The organism is Streptomyces griseiscabiei (assembly GCF_020010925.1).
Lineage (GTDB): Bacteria > Actinomycetota > Actinomycetes > Streptomycetales > Streptomycetaceae > Streptomyces > Streptomyces griseiscabiei.
This window is the reverse complement of the sequence record NZ_JAGJBZ010000002.1, coordinates 2,431,322-2,445,066: the sequence shown is the minus strand read 5'-3', so window position 1 is coordinate 2,445,066 and position 13,745 is coordinate 2,431,322. Positions and strand designations below refer to the sequence as shown.

The following is a 13,745-nucleotide window of genomic DNA, read 5'->3' as shown; positions in this document are numbered from 1 at the left end:
GGGGGTCTGGCAGTACCCCCTTTGAGCAGTGAGAGGGGCAGACGTCCGCCGTACGGTGGACGCATGGACCGCAGCACCGAGATCCGTGAGTTCCTGCGTACCCGCCGGGCCCGGGTCACCCCTGAGCAGGCCGGTCTCGCCCCGCATCCGGGCGTCCGCCGGGTGCCGGGGCTACGGCGCGAGGAGGTCGCCCAGCTTGCCGGGGTGAGCGTCGACTACTACGTCCGTCTGGAGCGGGGCCGCACCCAGGGCGTCTCCCAGACCGTCCTGGATGCCGTGGCCCGAGCCCTGCAGCTGGATGACACCGAACGCGCCCACCTCTTCGATCTCGCCCACCCCACCGCGGCCCGCGCACGGAGCCGGCGGCCACTGGCGCCGCAGCGCGTGTGCCCGGCCGTGTACCGGGCGCTGGACGCGCTCGCCGTCCCCGCCATGGTGCAGGGGCGGCGCATGGACATCCTGGCGGCGAACCGACTCGGTTACGCTCTTATCGCGGATTTCCAGGCCCGTCCCCACCGCGAGCGCAACGCCGCACGCTTCGTCTTCCTCGACGAGGCGGCCCCCGCGCTGTACACCGACTGGGAACGCGTCGCCGGGGACTGTGTGGCCACGCTGCGCCTGTACGCCGGACGCCATCCCGACGACCCGCAGCTCACCGAGTTGATCGGCGAGCTGTCCCTGCACAGCGACACCTTCCGCCGTCTGTGGGCCGACCACGACGTCCTCGCCCACACCACCGGCAGCAAACGCCTCCACCACCCCCTCGTCGGCGACCTCACCCTTGACTACGTCGTCCTCGCCGTGGAAGGCGACGCAGACCAGACCCTCATCATCTACACCCCCGAACCCGCCTCTCCCTCTGCCGAAGCCATCGGCATCCTCGCCAGCTGGACCGACACCCCCACCGCCACGCCTCTCACCCCCGAACAGGCACACAAACCAGCCAACTGACCATCGCAAGACGACTGCGCCGCAGCGGTTCCGGGGCTCATGTGTGGATACCGCCGATGCTTCGGCGTCACCGGGTGCCGCTGTTTCGCGAGCCCTCTGGGAAACGCCGTTCCGCCCCGGACGGCTGCGCCGTCCAGGCGGCGGGCCAGGGCAGGCCGGATCGTCGACGTTGCCGAGGGACGTTGTACGTCCTCTACAACGACGTAGCCTGGCAACTCCTGCCCCTGGAGCTGGGGTTCGGCTCCGGGCGGACCTGCTGGCGCAGGCTGGAGCGGTGGCAGCAGGCCGGTGTCTTCGACCAGTTGCACCGCATCCTGCTCGCCGAACTGAACGCCGTCGGCGAGCTCGACTGGTCGAGAGCGTGCGTGGACGGCTCCTACATCCGCGCGAAAAAAGTGGGCCCGACACCGGGCCGTCGCCGGTCGACCGGCGGAAAACGGGCAGCAAACACCACCTGATCTGCGACGGACGCGGCACCCCATGTCCGTGCAGCCGCGCCGGGGGGGTGCGTCAGGACGCCAGAACGGGCTCCCGTGTTCGCGTGAAGTCGGTGCGGCTGGCCGGCGTGACCGGCTGGCCCGGGACCTGTCAGCGGCGTCGCTGGTCAGCAAGCAGTTCGAAGTCGCCGTAGCTGTTGTCGACCGGGTTGACGGTGACGCCGGGCGCGACGATCTCGTCGATGGAGTCGAGTACGTCGGACGACAGCGTGACATCGGCGGCTGGCAGAAACGCCTCCAGCTGGTCCATGGTGCGCGGTCCGATGATCGCCGAGGTGACACCGGGGTGGTTGATGACGAAGGCGACGGCCAGCTCGATCAGGGTGAGACCCGCTTTCTCCGCCAGGAGCGAGAGCTGTTCGACGGCGTCGAGCTTGCGCAGGTTGGCCGGGGCGTTCATGTCGAAGCGGGCCTGGGGGCGGGCCGCGGAGGCGGGCCCCTCGGCGGAGTCCTTGCGGTAGCGGCCGGACAGCCAGCCGCCGGCGAGCGGGCTGTAGGTGAGGGTGCCCATGCCGTGGCGGCGCACGGTGGGCAGGATGTCCTCCTCGATGCCACGGACCAGGATCGAGTACGGCGGCTGCTCGGTCACGAACCGCTCCAGGTGGCGTTCCCGCGAGGTCCACTGGGCCTCGACGATCTGGGAGCCGGCGTAGGAGGATGAGCCGATGTAGCGGATCTTGCCCTGGTGCACAAGGTCGGAGAGGGCGCCGAGGGTCTCGGCGACGTCCGTGTCGGGGCTGGGGCGGTGGACCTGGTAGAGGTCGATGTGGTCGGTGTCGAGCCGGCGCAGGGAGTTCTCGACCTCGCGGATGATCCAGCGCCGTGAACCGCCTCGCTGGTTGGGGTCGTTCTGGTCCATCGGCATGAAGAACTTTGTCGCCAGGAACACCTCCTCGCGGCGGCCTTTCAGGGCTTTGCCGACGATCTCCTCCGAGACTCCGGCGGAGTACACGTCGGCGGTGTCGACGAAGTTGATGCCCGCGTCCAGGGCGTGGTGGATGATGCGGATCGAGTCGGCCTCGTCCTCGTTGCCCCAAGGGCCGAACATCATCGAGCCCAGGCAGAGCGGGCTGAGCTGGACGCCGGTACGGCCGAGCGGTCGGTACTGCATGAAGGGATTCTCCTCGGGTGTGCTCGGTGGTCAGTCGTTCGCGGTCGGGACGATGGTCCCGGTACTTGCCCAGCTGGCGAGGAGACCCAGGGCCTCCTTTGCCGGGGAGTCCGGTTCGGGAGTGTAGAAGTTGAGGCGAAGTCCGGGATCGGCCGACAACTCCATCGCCTCGTAGGGCAGGGCGAGATCGCCGACCAGCGGGTGGTGCAAGTTCTTCACCCCGGAGCGGTGGAACTTCACGTCGTGGCGGGCCCACCGTCGGGCGAAACCGTCGCTCCTGGTCGTCAGCTCCCCGATCAGGTCGGTCAGCGCCTTGTCGTGGGATGCGTGGCCCGTCTCGTTGCGCAGGAAGGCGACCGCGTCGTCAGCGCCGTTGTCCCAGTCGACCCAGAAGTCCTTGCTCGCGGGGTCCAGGAACATGAAGCGGGCGCTGTTGACCGGGCCGCGCTGGGCGAACAGCGGGGACTCGAAGAGAGGTGCGTACAGCGCTCGCCCAAGAGTGTTCGCGGCCAGGATGTCGAAGCGCGCGTTGCGCACGTACGCCGGTACATCGGCCATCGAGTCGAGCAGGCGCAAGATCGTGGGCCGGACCCGGGACGCCGTCACCGTAGGGCGCCGACCCGACGGTGTCGCCGCGCGGGCCAGGTCGTACAGGTGGGTGCGCTCGGCCTCGTCCAACTGCAGTGCGCGCGCGAGGGATTCCAGTACCGAGTCCGAGGCACCCGCGAGGTTCCCGCGCTCCAGGCGGACGTAGTAGTCCACGCTCATTCCCGCGAGCAGCGCGACCTCCTCCCGGCGCAGGCCCGCGACACGCCGGTTGCCGCCGTAGACCGGCAGTCCGGCCTGTTCTGGCGTGATCCGAGCGCGCCGGGTGCTCAGGAACTCGCTGACCTCGGCGGCCACTCTCATCTTGTCTCTGTCTGCCATCGTCCAGTTCCCTGAAATCGCTCAGCCGTCGGTGATCACATCCCGGCGGGACGGTCCGGCCCCGACCTATGACAGTCGTGCTCTGCCCTTCACCGTAGGTCCGTCCGCGAGGACCTGCGAGGTACTGCCAATACCTGGAAGAGCAGTGACTCCCACCCCTGGGCCCGCGCGAGGTTCTCTGGGAGAGAACCGAAGGCCGGGAGTCCGGCGCCGGACCCTCACCCTGAAGCGAAGGACACACCGTGCGCGCAGCACCCAAGTACGACGGGACCGGCGACGTCGCCACACCGGATTCCACGCCGGCCACAACGGTGCGTGCGCCGGCCCCTGCCGCCCCGGCCCGGGCGACGCTGATCCTCACGATCATCTGTATCAGCTACTTCATGGTCATCCTCGACAACTCGATCGTCTTCACCGGGCTGCCGCAGATCCGCTCCGACATGGGGTTCTCCGAGACCGGCCTGTCCTGGATCACCAACGCCTACGTCCTTGTCTTCGGCGGCCTGCTGCTTCTGGGGGCCCGGGCCGGTGACCTGTTCGGACACCGCAGGGTGTTCCTGTTCTCCCTGGTCGTCTTCGCGCTGACCTCACTTCTTGTCGGCGCCGCACAGACCCAGTGGTGGCTGATCGGCGCACGGGCGCTGCAGGGCGTCGGGGCGGCGATCCTGGCCCCCACCGCCCTGTCCCTGCTCACCCGCAGCTTCGCCGAGGGCCGGGCCCGTAACCGGGCGATCGCCGTTTACAGCGCGGTGGCCGGGCTCGGCGCGGCTCTCGGGCTGGTGGTGGGCGGCCTGGTCGCCGACCTGATCTCGTGGCGGGCCGGGTTCTTCCTCAACGTCCCGGTCGGCATCGCGATGATGGCGCTGGCCGTGCGGTACCTGCCCGAGACCGAGCGCCAGGGCGGCCGCTTCGACGTCGCCGGGGCGCTCCTGGCAACTGTGGGGTCCACCGCTCTGGTCTTCGGCATCGTGGACGCCACCGACACCGGCTGGACCGCTCCGGCCACCCTGATTCCGCTGGTGGCGGGACTGATGCTGCTCGCCCTGTTCGTCCTGGTGGAGCGACGGGCCGCGCAGCCGATCGTGCCGCTGCGGCTGTTCGCCAGCCGGGAGCGCAGCGGCGCCTACGTCACCCGAATGCTCTACATAGGCGCGATGATCGGGTTCTTCTTCTTCACGGCGCAGTTCGTACAGAGCGTCTACCACTGGACGCCGCTGCAGGCCGGTCTCGCCTTCCTGCCGATGACGCTGGTCAACTTCGTCTTCGCCGTCCAGATGCCGCGACTGCTGGAGCGAACGGGGAGGCCGCAGGCGCTCACCACCGGGCTCGCTCTGACTACGGTGGGCATGGGGTGGCTCAGCCGCCTCGATCTGCACACGCCCTACCTGACGGGCGTGGCGTTGCCGATGGTCCTCATCGGCGCCGGCCAGGGCCTGGCGCTGGCCCCGCTTACCTCCAGTGGCGTCGACGGCGTCGCCCCTGCGGACGCGGGAGCCGCCTCGGGTCTGGTCAACACCGTGCACCAGATCGGCAGCGCGCTGAGCCTGAGCATCCTGACCGCTGTAGCCGCCTCGGTCTCCACCGGCCACGGGGCCGCCGACATCGCAGCCCGCTCGGGTGCCGCGCTGACCGGGTCCGCCGTCCTGCTCGCCCTGGCCCTCGCGGCCACCATCACCCTCATCGTCCCCACAAAAACCCGCCCGCACGAAAGGTCCCTGTGATGCAGACCCTCACCCTCAACAACGGCGTCGAGATGCCCGCCCTCGGACTCGGTGTCTTCCAGACCCCGCCGGACGAGACCCGGGCCGCCGTTACGGCCGCGCTCGAACTCGGCTACCGCCACATCGACACGGCCGCCGCGTACGGCAACGAACGCGAGGTCGGCCAAGCCGTCCGCGCCGCCGCCGTGCCCCGCGACGACATCTTCGTCGAGACGAAGATCTGGATCAGCGACTACGGCTACGACGAGACCCTGCACGGCTTCGACAAAAGCGCCGCCAAGCTCGGCGTGGACCGGATCGACCTGCTGATCCTGCACCAGGCGCTGCCGTCGGACTTCGACAGGACCCTCGCCGCCTACCGCGCCCTGGAGCGGCTCCTGGCGGACGGCAAGGTCCGGGCGATCGGCGTCAGCAACTTCATGGTCGACCACCTGACCGCACTGCTCGACACCGCCACGGTCGTACCCGCCGTCAACCAGCTGGAGATCCACCCGTACTTCCAGCAGCGCGCGGTCCTCGACTTCGACGACGAGCACGGCATCCTCAGCCAGGCGTGGTCTCCCATCGGCGGCATCACCTTCTACCCCGGATACGGCGAGGACCGCAGGAGCGTCCTGGATAACCCGGCCGTCACCGCGATCGCCGAGGTACACGGCAAGAGCCCGGCCCAGGTGCTGCTGCGCTGGGGACTCCAGCAGGGCCGCTCGGTGATCCCCAAGTCGACCAGGCGCCGCCGCATCGCGGAGAACATCGACGTCTTCGACTTCGCCCTCACCGCAGACGAGTTGAAGACCCTCGACGCCCTGGAGACCGGCCGACGCGGCGGCCCCGAGCCCACGAACATCACCCTCGCGGCCTACGGCCGCGCCATCCCCGAAGCCTGACATCACCCCGTACCTGCGCCAAGGAATCACCATGCCCACCACCGTCAACGCGTTCGGCGCCCACGAAGCCGGAAAGCCACTCGTTCCCCTTACCGTCGAGCGCCGCGACGTCGGCCCACACGACGTCAAGCTCGACATCCTGTACTGCAGGATCTGACACTCCGACATGAACCACGTCGACGGCACGTTCGGCCCGCTGCCGGTCAGCCCGCTCGTCCCCGGCCACGAAATCGTCGGCCGGGTCACCGAGATCGGCCCCGCTGTCTCCCGCCACCAGGTCGGCGACCTGGTCGGCATCGGTTGCATGGTCAACTCCTGCCTCACGTGTGAGAACTGCCAGGCAGACCAGGAGCAGTACTCCCTCAAGGGAAACACTCTCGTCTTCGGAGCTCCCGCCCCCGCCGAGCCCGGCGCCCACACCCAGGGCGGCTACTCCGAGGCCATCGTCGCCCCGGAGGACTTCGTCGTCCGCGTTCCCGAGACCCTCGACCCGGCCGCCGACGCTCCGCTGCTGTGCGCCGGCATCACGGGCTACCCCCCGAAACGGGAAGGCCACTGGTCCACCCGGGTCGGTGCCACCCCGGCGAAGCGATCCGCTGCCGCCCTCAACTCTCAACGGCATGGGACTGCAAGACGTTTTGACAGACCCTGTATCCGGCGTCGGCCCCCTCGATCACCATCAACGTCGCAAGCCAGGCCGTCCCTGCGGGCGCGGGTTGCGCGCACGCGGAGGACACCAGCACCGGCAGCACGGTAGGCCCGTGCATTTCACGGTCGGCGGCACCACCACGTTCAGGAACATCAACGTGGAGGCACTGGACACCGTGCACTTCGAATGGCACAAGCCCGGCAACGGCTGCGGCACCCTCATCCTGACGGACTCACACAAGACCCCGAGCACTCTCCCGACAGTCTGGAACATCAACTGGCGCGCACCGCAGCCGCTGTGCCGCATCAGCCGAAGGCCGAAGCCTGAGGAAGAGCTGTCGAAGGGCAGTCACTACGCCCGGTCGCTTTGATCAGACGTCCTCGCGCAGAGACCAGGCGGCGTCGCCGACGGCCGAATTTTAATTCACCCGTCGCCGACAGACAGAACAGAGTGCGGCACCATCTTCACCGGTGGTGCCGCACTCTGTTTGCGATCGGTGCCGCGGCCGTTTCGCCACGCTGCCAAGTCTGCTCGTTGTGCCTACGATCGGCATGTCTCCCCGCTGCTCAGGCCCTACTGCCTGAGCCGGAAGTAAGCTCGCCGCCCACAGACAGGTTCTCCGGTCTCCGAGCCGTCAGGATCCCGGATCCCGACCTCCGTCGCGCGCCCTGAATCGAGGCGTTAGCACCACCGGTGGAAGAGAGGAGACCAGAGATGCGACCTTCGGCCGATACCGGCATGGACGTGCCCGTAGGCCCGCGACCGAAATGACAGGCCGCACCAGGCCGACGCAGGCGTAAGGCACCGAATCAGAAGGCGGCGCCCCGGCAGGCCGACGATCTGTCTCATGGGTGATTTCCCGAGGTATCGGTCGCGGCTGGGGCGTCCAGGTGCCCGAGCCAGTACAGGATCGCCTCCGACAAGCAACGCACGTTCAGCTTCACGTAGATGCGGCTCAGATAGTTCCGCACCGTCTTGTCGGTCAGGAACATTTCCCGGGCGACGTCGCTGACGCCCCGCCCGGAGACGAGCAGCTCCATGACCTGCCGCTCCCGCCGGGACAGTTGCCGTAGTCGGCCGGTGGCCCTCGCCGGCTTCGTCCTCTCCGCCGTCCTGAGGCGTTCCTCCTCGTCTGTCCTGGCCCGGACTGCGACCCGGACCTGTTCGGCGGCGATCTCCGGGTCCAGGATGCTGGTACCTCGGGCGGCGCACCACAGCGCCTCGGCGAGCAGGTACGCGTACCGGTTCTCCAGGAGATAGCCAGTGGCTCCACTTTCCAACGCCAAGTGCACGTCATCCCAGTCGAGCTCGTGGGCCAGAACCACGGCAGGCAACAGGAGTCTCTCCGCCTTGTCCGAGAAACGCCTCAGCCGCTGTGCCATGCCGGATCCATAAAACAGCATGACGTCATCACTCGTGCGAAGCTCGTGCGATTCCCGAACCCGTCGGGCGCTAACCCCGGCGAGAGATGTCAGCCTGATGTCGTGACAGCTCACGAAAGCGACGGACAACGATGTTGGATAAGGGGGGTCCAGTCGGAAAGCGAAGTGGTGAATCACTACGACTCCATGTGGGGGGGGAGGAGTATATCGGAGCCCTTACGGTTACCTACTCCGATGAAGTTGAAAGTTTTAACACATCACCCATTCGTTGCAAACCAGCGATACGTCACGCCGGTGGCGCGAAAAGAATGCCCAAAGGCGGCAAGGCGGGAAGAACCCTTGCCTGCCCTGGAAGCGTGGCGCCGCGAGGACCGACCGTTTGGTCGCCGTGCCGGGCGACAGGGATCGGGGGGCGTGTGCCCCCGATGCCGCAGGTCGGGCGCCGGGAGCGAGGCTGCGGGGACGGGCGGCCGTGAAGAACGGGGGCGAATCAGACCACCAAAGCCCCTTGCCCACATAGGAGATCCCCGGCGGGGGCGAGGGGCTCGCCATCGAAGCCGGCGAGCAGCAGTTTGCTGCCCGCACCCTGCCGCCGGGCGATGGCCTGCCCTATTCCGCCCACGCCGATGACGACGACCTCGCTTGCACCCACGGACACCCCTCCAATAACGTTACGGTACGTTTCATAATTGGAGTACACCTATCACAGGATGAGGTGCGACGACCCGAGCCGCCCCAGGCCGGGGCCAGGGACGAGGCCATCCTCGACGCGACTCGGAGGCCCTCCCGCCCGACGGTTACGCCACTCTGCCGATGCCGACAGAACGGCATATACCGCGCACCGTGGGGCTGCACCGAAAGTCTCGGCGCCATCCCCGAGGCGACGGACGGGCCTGTCATGCGCGAGAGCCGAAGCGCAGGCAGAAGCGGTCCACGGGCGAACCGGCGAGCGTCATGAAACCCCGAGGCTGTCGAGCCAGTCACCCACCTCTGCCTCTGCACTGTCCATATCGTCTCGCGAGATCGTGAACGCATTACTGATCACGGTTGAATCAGCAAGCTTTTCGGTGACGATTTCCACAGTTCCCGACAGGCGGCTTCCGCCATGGGTGGTGAAGAGGATGATGTTTTTCTTGCTGAAATCGTGCTGCTCAAGGAATGTGTACACCGGCATCGGCAGGCCGTACCACCAGATCGGATAGCCGATGAATACGGTGTCATATTCTTCGAGGTTCGGGATCAGGGATTTGAGTTTCGGCCTTGCGTTTTCTTCCTGCTGTTTGAGTGCGAGATCTGACAGCGTTTTGTGGTCAAGGGGCAACTCCTCTGCTGTCTCGATGCGGAACACTTGGGCGCCCGTGCTCCCCCCAATGATTTGAGCGACGTGCTGGGTGTTTCCGAGAACCTTTCCGTCAACGACGTGAGTGCTGCTCTCCTCATCGTCGGTCATGTTGTTCGGATCATCTGTTTCCGGCACCGAAAAATAGGCGACCAAAGTACGTGCCTTGTCCAGCGGAGGGACGGTCTCGGAGGATTCGGAATCGCTGAGTGCCTCGCCGGCCCCTCCTACTATTGAGCAGCCTGCGATACTTCCTCCTGCCAATGCGACGGTGACCAGTGAAAGAAATTTCCGGCGCGTAGTGTTTGTCATTTCAGTGAACTCCTTTTCGTCAGCGATATCGTTTTTTGGGGGGCGGCGTGGCACGGTGATCACACCGGCTACATGGTGAGGCGTTCTTGGTGTATTCGCCGTGCAGAGACTCCGATGCGCCGTAGCAGGCGCTGGTTTGCCAACACGGCGGGGTTCGGCCCCACGATGAAGAACGCGCCCTTTGCGACTGCCTCCGCAGACAGGGTGCCGGCAAGGTCTTCGCGGCGGAACCGGCCAACATTGATGGTGACCTGCATCCGGCCACCAGACGCCGCCTGGTACTCCTCTAGCACGTCACGGTAATAGGCGTCTTCTGGGTTACGCACAGCCCACAGCAGATGAATCTTTCGCGTGGCGTGGTGAGCTGCTGCCAGACTGAGGAGGGGCGCCACGCCCGCGCCCATCCCGAGGAAGACGAGCGGGGCTTCACGGTCCCGGCCTTGGATAATCGATTCGAAGCGGCCGAATGGCCCCTCCAGACGGACGCGAGTTCCCACTTCGACATTGTCGAGACGGCGAGTGAAGTCTCCGTGCTGCCGAATCGTGAAGCTCAGTACCTTGCGGTTGTCGTCGGTGACTGAGAAGGGATGCCATTCTCTACTCACAGAAGAAGATCCCTCGAAGCTGAGGAAGAAAAAGTCACCTGGCTGCATGGACGCCGCTTTACTGTCGAGGCCCACCGCCACTCTGCGGGTCGCCCCGCCGCGCGTGTCGTTGCTTGTGACGGTCCCCATCAGATACGTGTCGGGCGCGATCCATTTTTTCCAGACGTAGATCCCGAGTGCCATCACTGTGTACAGATCAAAAAGCACCATGAATGCAAAGTACTGGTTCACTCTCACGAGTAGGTGGGCGTGCAGCCAGATCATCGCCACGATCACCAGGTTGAGTCGATGAATCCACAGAGAGAGCTGGCGACGGAAGACAGTCTCCAGAATTCTCTTGACCGCCAGCAGCAGTCGCGACCTGTCGACGAACCACCCGCTCATGAAGAAAATCGAGTAGCAGAGCAGTGCGAGCGCCCCGTAGAACCCCCAGTCCCCCAGAATTCGAGCCAGCCGGTCCGGCGAGTAGGAGTTGTCACGGTGTATATAAGCCGCGAAAATTGCCACTACGCCGAGCGCTCCATGCAAGCCGTAAATGGACGGAAGTCCCACGAAACGGTGCAGCCAGGGCGGTCTCACACTGAGCACGATGGACAACAGCCACCAGGTATAGGCAATCAAGCCTAGGAAGATATAGAACTTCAGGCGTTCGGGTTCATCGGCCACGAGATCGTAGGTGAGCACCAGCGGGAGCGGAAAAAACACCGCGAAGCTCCAGAACAGCAGTTTACGTAGCATCGTTAGGGCTCCACCCGGTTTATCCGGTCCAGCTCGTTCGGCCGTTGTCCGGACTCAGCTTTTCCGGCATCGCTCACGAGGGAACCTACTCGCCTGCCCGTGTCTCGCACATTTTGCAGGTTGACATAAAAGAGTACTGCCACCGTCGCGGCAACAACGGCGATCAGGACGATGACTTTGCATTTACGAAACCTGCGTGAGCTCTCCTCGGTGAGGGCTCGCGGAGGTCTACCACCCGGCCAATGATTTTTTCTTTCACCGGATGAATTCGAGATCTTACTCATCGAGCGCCCTTCGTTTTTTATTGCGCGAATTTCTTCCCTGTGCGCCGTCGTGATATCGATGACCGTTCTCCTGTGGAGCGTGGTGTTGTCTGCTCACACCACACCGAAAAATTCGTGGCGGTTATACTTGCGGCGGAGGCATCGTTCTGCACGGCCTCGCGAAATCCGGGCCTCGACGCTTTTTCGGGACGGGAAGGAGTGAGCGAGGCAGTCGCACGCTGCGAAGCGTGGGTCGGGAATCCCACATGGAGGAATCCCACATGGTCTGCGCCGCGGACTCGACGGTGACGCTGACCCCTGGCAGTGAGTTGGCTTCTCAGGTCGAACGGGGGCTGACTTGACGCCGCGACATCGACCAGTGCGGCCAGGAACATGAGGCCTGTTCAGTCAAGGCCGTGGCGCAGCCGTGGGTCAGGGCACACACAGCAGCCGATGCTTCGGTGGCGGATCATGTCGCTGAGCCGCAGATGTTGGCGACTCCCGCGGATCGACGCGCGTGAATCGTTGATCAGTCGACTGTCTCGGCCGACCCGGCCGGCTCGGAGTCGCCGACCGATTCGGACGCGTCAGCGTCGTTGGTCGCGGCCCAACTGGCCAGCAGATTCAGGGCGTCCTGGGTGGGTGAGGCGGGTTCGGCGGTGTAGGTGAGCAGGCTCTGGCTGGCGTCGCCTCCCAGAGGGAAGGTCTCGAAGGGCAGGTCGAGGTCGCCGACGACCGGATGGTGGAGGCGTTTCAGGCCTGTGGTGTGGATGCGGACGTTGTGGGCGGCCCAGCGGCGACGGAAGTCCTCGCTGCGGGTGGACAGTTCCCCGATCAGGTCCGTCAGCCGCCGGTCGTAGGCGTCGCGGCCGGCCTCGGCGCGCAGCATGGCGACGATGTCGTTGGCGACCTGGTCCCAGTCGCGGAAGAACTCGGGTGCGTGCGGGTCGAGGAAGACGAACCGTGCGTTGTTCGGTGGCCGCGCCGGGTCGGCGTAGACCGGGGAGAACAGCGCGCGTCCGAGGGGGTTGGCGGCCAGGATGTCCAGGCGCCCGCTGAGGACGAACGCGGGTGTTCCGGTCATTGAGTCGAGGACGCGCTGCACTGCGGGCCGTACGCGCTGCTGGGCGGGCTTGCGGCGCGGGGGACGGGTCGTGCCGGCGCCGCGCAGGAGGTCGAGCAGGTGGATGCGTTCGGCCTCGTCGAGTCGCAGTGCCTGTGCGATGCCGTCGATGACGCTCTCGGAGACGCCGGTGGCGTTGCCGCGCTCGAGCCGGGTGTAGTACTCGCTGGAGATGCCCGCGAGCAGAGCCACCTCCTCCCGGCGCAGCCCGTTGACCCGCCGGCGGTCGCCCCCGTACGAGGGCAGTCCGGCCTGCTCCGGGGTGACCCTGGCCCGTCGTGTCCCCAGAAATTCCCGGATCTCCGCGCGGAAATCATCACGCATATCGCGATTGGTGTCATAGGGGTCGTTTCTGCCTGTCATGCGTTCCACTCTACGAGCGCATCCGCCAGGTTGGGGGTCCCTGTCAGTGACCCCCTCATCAGGGACTCCCACACTCCTGCGACAGACGGTTCTGTTGGTTGTGCACCGCCCACGGTGGTGTGAACGGCCCGGCTGCGGCAGCGCTTCCGCAGCCGTAACCAGCCCTTCCGCGGCGCCGTCGGCGCTGCGATCCCCCGAAATCAGAAGGATGAATCATGCGTCGATACACCAAGCCGGCCGTCGTCGTCACGGCGCTGGGAGCGCTCGGCCTCGCGGCCTTCGGAACGGGTGCCGCAGACGCGGCCGGCACGGTCGGCGGCCACGCCGGCTCCGGCTCGTCGCCCCGCATCACGGCGGAGTCCGCCTCGTGGAACCACGGGACCGCGCAGGTGAACAAGCGCGTCATGCAGCGCTTCACCAGTGAGTTCCTGCCCACCGGCGATCCCGCGCTGGCCAGGAAGTTCATCAGCCCGAACATCGTCATGCACTTCGGCGGAACGACGCAGCAGGGACGCGACACCTACCTCGGCATCGTCGCCGCCAACATGAGGGCCTTCCCCGACCTCAAGTGGACGGTGGAGGACATGCGGGCCGAGGGCGACACCGTGGCCATCCGTTACACCATGACCGGCACCCACGAAGGGCCCTTCGCCGGAGTCGAGGCCACGGGCAAGAAGATCCACGCGGAGAGCTTCGCGTTCTACCGCCTGTCCCACGGCAAGATCGTCGAGGAGCGCGCCCAGCTCGACATGCTCGGCATCCTCACGCAGATGGGCGCCATCCCCGCCGCGTAACAGCGGAGCGGAGTTGTGTACTTCACCCGACTCCACCGTACCCACCCCTACGCCACCGCCATGCCCAGCACTCGGCGCAGCGCGGG

The 13,745-nt window shown here is 66.3% G+C and carries 14 protein-coding genes; 8 read left to right on the top strand and 6 right to left on the bottom strand.

Going from position 1 to position 13,745, the window contains the following annotated elements:
- The first annotated feature begins 63 nt into the window (after nt 1-63).
- Nucleotides 64-951 carry a helix-turn-helix transcriptional regulator gene (locus J8M51_RS27945; protein ID WP_086754816.1) on the top strand — a complete coding sequence of 296 codons (888 nt, stop codon included), beginning with the start codon at nt 64-66 and terminating at the stop codon, nt 949-951.
- Between the two features lie 56 nt (nt 952-1,007).
- Nucleotides 1,008-1,409: a transposase gene (locus tag J8M51_RS27940; protein ID WP_086754817.1), complete on the top strand. Its 402-nt coding sequence runs from the start codon at nt 1,008-1,010 to the stop codon at nt 1,407-1,409.
- Between the two features lie 130 nt (nt 1,410-1,539).
- Here J8M51_RS27940 and J8M51_RS27935 read toward each other — a convergent pair whose 3' ends face one another.
- Nucleotides 1,540-2,559, bottom strand: a complete 1,020-nt coding sequence (locus tag J8M51_RS27935) for an aldo/keto reductase (RefSeq protein WP_086754818.1) — start codon at nt 2,557-2,559, stop codon at nt 1,540-1,542.
- A 30-nt stretch (nt 2,560-2,589) separates the two neighbouring features.
- Nucleotides 2,590-3,486, bottom strand: coding sequence for a helix-turn-helix transcriptional regulator (locus J8M51_RS27930; protein ID WP_086754819.1), 897 nt, complete (start codon nt 3,484-3,486; stop codon nt 2,590-2,592).
- Nucleotides 3,487-3,728: 242 nt separating this feature from the next.
- Here J8M51_RS27930 and J8M51_RS27925 point away from each other — a divergent pair, with 242 nt between their 5' ends.
- Genes J8M51_RS27925 through J8M51_RS27905 form a run of 5 tightly spaced genes read left to right on the top strand, consistent with a single transcriptional unit; the run spans nt 3,729 to nt 7,110 of the window.
- Complete coding sequence (locus J8M51_RS27925; protein WP_107473690.1) at nt 3,729-5,207, top strand: MFS transporter; 1,479 nt, start codon at nt 3,729-3,731, stop codon at nt 5,205-5,207.
- A complete protein-coding gene (locus J8M51_RS27920; RefSeq protein WP_086754820.1) occupies nt 5,207-6,091 on the top strand; it encodes an aldo/keto reductase in 885 nt (294 codons plus the stop codon). The genes J8M51_RS27925 and J8M51_RS27920 overlap by 1 nt, the downstream gene beginning before the upstream one ends.
- Nucleotides 6,092-6,122: 31 nt before the next feature.
- Entirely contained in the window at nt 6,123-6,248 is a 126-nt protein-coding gene (locus J8M51_RS27915) for a hypothetical protein (RefSeq protein WP_256964221.1), read from the top strand.
- A 9-nt stretch (nt 6,249-6,257) separates the two neighbouring features.
- Nucleotides 6,258-6,848 (top strand): alcohol dehydrogenase catalytic domain-containing protein, encoded by a 591-nt coding sequence (locus J8M51_RS27910; RefSeq protein ID WP_267299551.1) that lies wholly within the window; start codon nt 6,258-6,260, stop codon nt 6,846-6,848.
- Nucleotides 6,849-6,852: 4 nt separating this feature from the next.
- The gene (locus tag J8M51_RS27905) at nt 6,853-7,110 is read left to right on the top strand and encodes a hypothetical protein (RefSeq protein ID WP_086761121.1); all 258 of its coding nucleotides are present in this window, start codon (nt 6,853-6,855) and stop codon (nt 7,108-7,110) included.
- 475 nt (nt 7,111-7,585) lie between these two features.
- Here the strand turns inward: J8M51_RS27905 and J8M51_RS27900 are convergent, their stop codons facing one another.
- The 4 genes from J8M51_RS27900 to J8M51_RS27885 all read right to left on the bottom strand — a co-directional run bounded on the left by J8M51_RS27900 (nt 7,586) and on the right by J8M51_RS27885 (nt 12,865).
- Nucleotides 7,586-8,122, bottom strand: coding sequence for a response regulator transcription factor (locus J8M51_RS27900; protein ID WP_179203366.1), 537 nt, complete (start codon nt 8,120-8,122; stop codon nt 7,586-7,588).
- 952 nt (nt 8,123-9,074) lie between these two features.
- Entirely contained in the window at nt 9,075-9,836 is a 762-nt protein-coding gene (locus J8M51_RS27895; protein ID WP_143673370.1) for a flavodoxin, read from the bottom strand.
- A gap of 5 nt (nt 9,837-9,841) precedes the next feature.
- The gene (locus tag J8M51_RS27890) at nt 9,842-11,116 is read right to left on the bottom strand and encodes an FAD-binding oxidoreductase (RefSeq protein ID WP_256966010.1); all 1,275 of its coding nucleotides are present in this window, start codon (nt 11,114-11,116) and stop codon (nt 9,842-9,844) included.
- Between the two features lie 792 nt (nt 11,117-11,908).
- Complete coding sequence (locus tag J8M51_RS27885) at nt 11,909-12,865, bottom strand: helix-turn-helix domain-containing protein (protein ID WP_086761115.1); 957 nt, start codon at nt 12,863-12,865, stop codon at nt 11,909-11,911.
- Between the two features lie 215 nt (nt 12,866-13,080).
- On the opposite strand from J8M51_RS27885, the gene J8M51_RS27880 reads away from it, so the two are divergent.
- On the top strand, nt 13,081-13,659 hold the full coding sequence (locus J8M51_RS27880) for an ester cyclase (RefSeq protein ID WP_218781475.1): 579 nt from the start codon (nt 13,081-13,083) through the stop codon (nt 13,657-13,659).
- Nucleotides 13,660-13,745 lie beyond the last annotated feature (86 nt).

Bases quoted from the DNA above. Each gene is read 5' to 3' on its own strand.
- J8M51_RS27945 (WP_086754816.1), top strand. From the start codon at position 64: ATGGACCGCAGCACCGAGATCCGTGAGTTCCTGCGTACCCGCCGGGCC.
- J8M51_RS27940 (WP_086754817.1), top strand. From the start codon at position 1,008: ATGCTTCGGCGTCACCGGGTGCCGCTGTTTCGCGAGCCCTCTGGGAAA.
- J8M51_RS27935 (WP_086754818.1), bottom strand. From the start codon at position 2,559: ATGCAGTACCGACCGCTCGGCCGTACCGGCGTCCAGCTCAGCCCGCTC.
- J8M51_RS27930 (WP_086754819.1), bottom strand. From the start codon at position 3,486: ATGGCAGACAGAGACAAGATGAGAGTGGCCGCCGAGGTCAGCGAGTTC.
- J8M51_RS27920 (WP_086754820.1), top strand. From the start codon at position 5,207: ATGCAGACCCTCACCCTCAACAACGGCGTCGAGATGCCCGCCCTCGGA.
- J8M51_RS27915 (WP_256964221.1), top strand. From the start codon at position 6,123: ATGCCCACCACCGTCAACGCGTTCGGCGCCCACGAAGCCGGAAAGCCA.
- J8M51_RS27910 (WP_267299551.1), top strand. From the start codon at position 6,258: ATGAACCACGTCGACGGCACGTTCGGCCCGCTGCCGGTCAGCCCGCTC.
- J8M51_RS27900 (WP_179203366.1), bottom strand. From the start codon at position 8,122: ATGGCACAGCGGCTGAGGCGTTTCTCGGACAAGGCGGAGAGACTCCTG.
- J8M51_RS27890 (WP_256966010.1), bottom strand. From the start codon at position 11,116: ATGCTACGTAAACTGCTGTTCTGGAGCTTCGCGGTGTTTTTTCCGCTC.
- J8M51_RS27885 (WP_086761115.1), bottom strand. From the start codon at position 12,865: ATGACAGGCAGAAACGACCCCTATGACACCAATCGCGATATGCGTGAT.
- J8M51_RS27880 (WP_218781475.1), top strand. From the start codon at position 13,081: ATGCGTCGATACACCAAGCCGGCCGTCGTCGTCACGGCGCTGGGAGCG.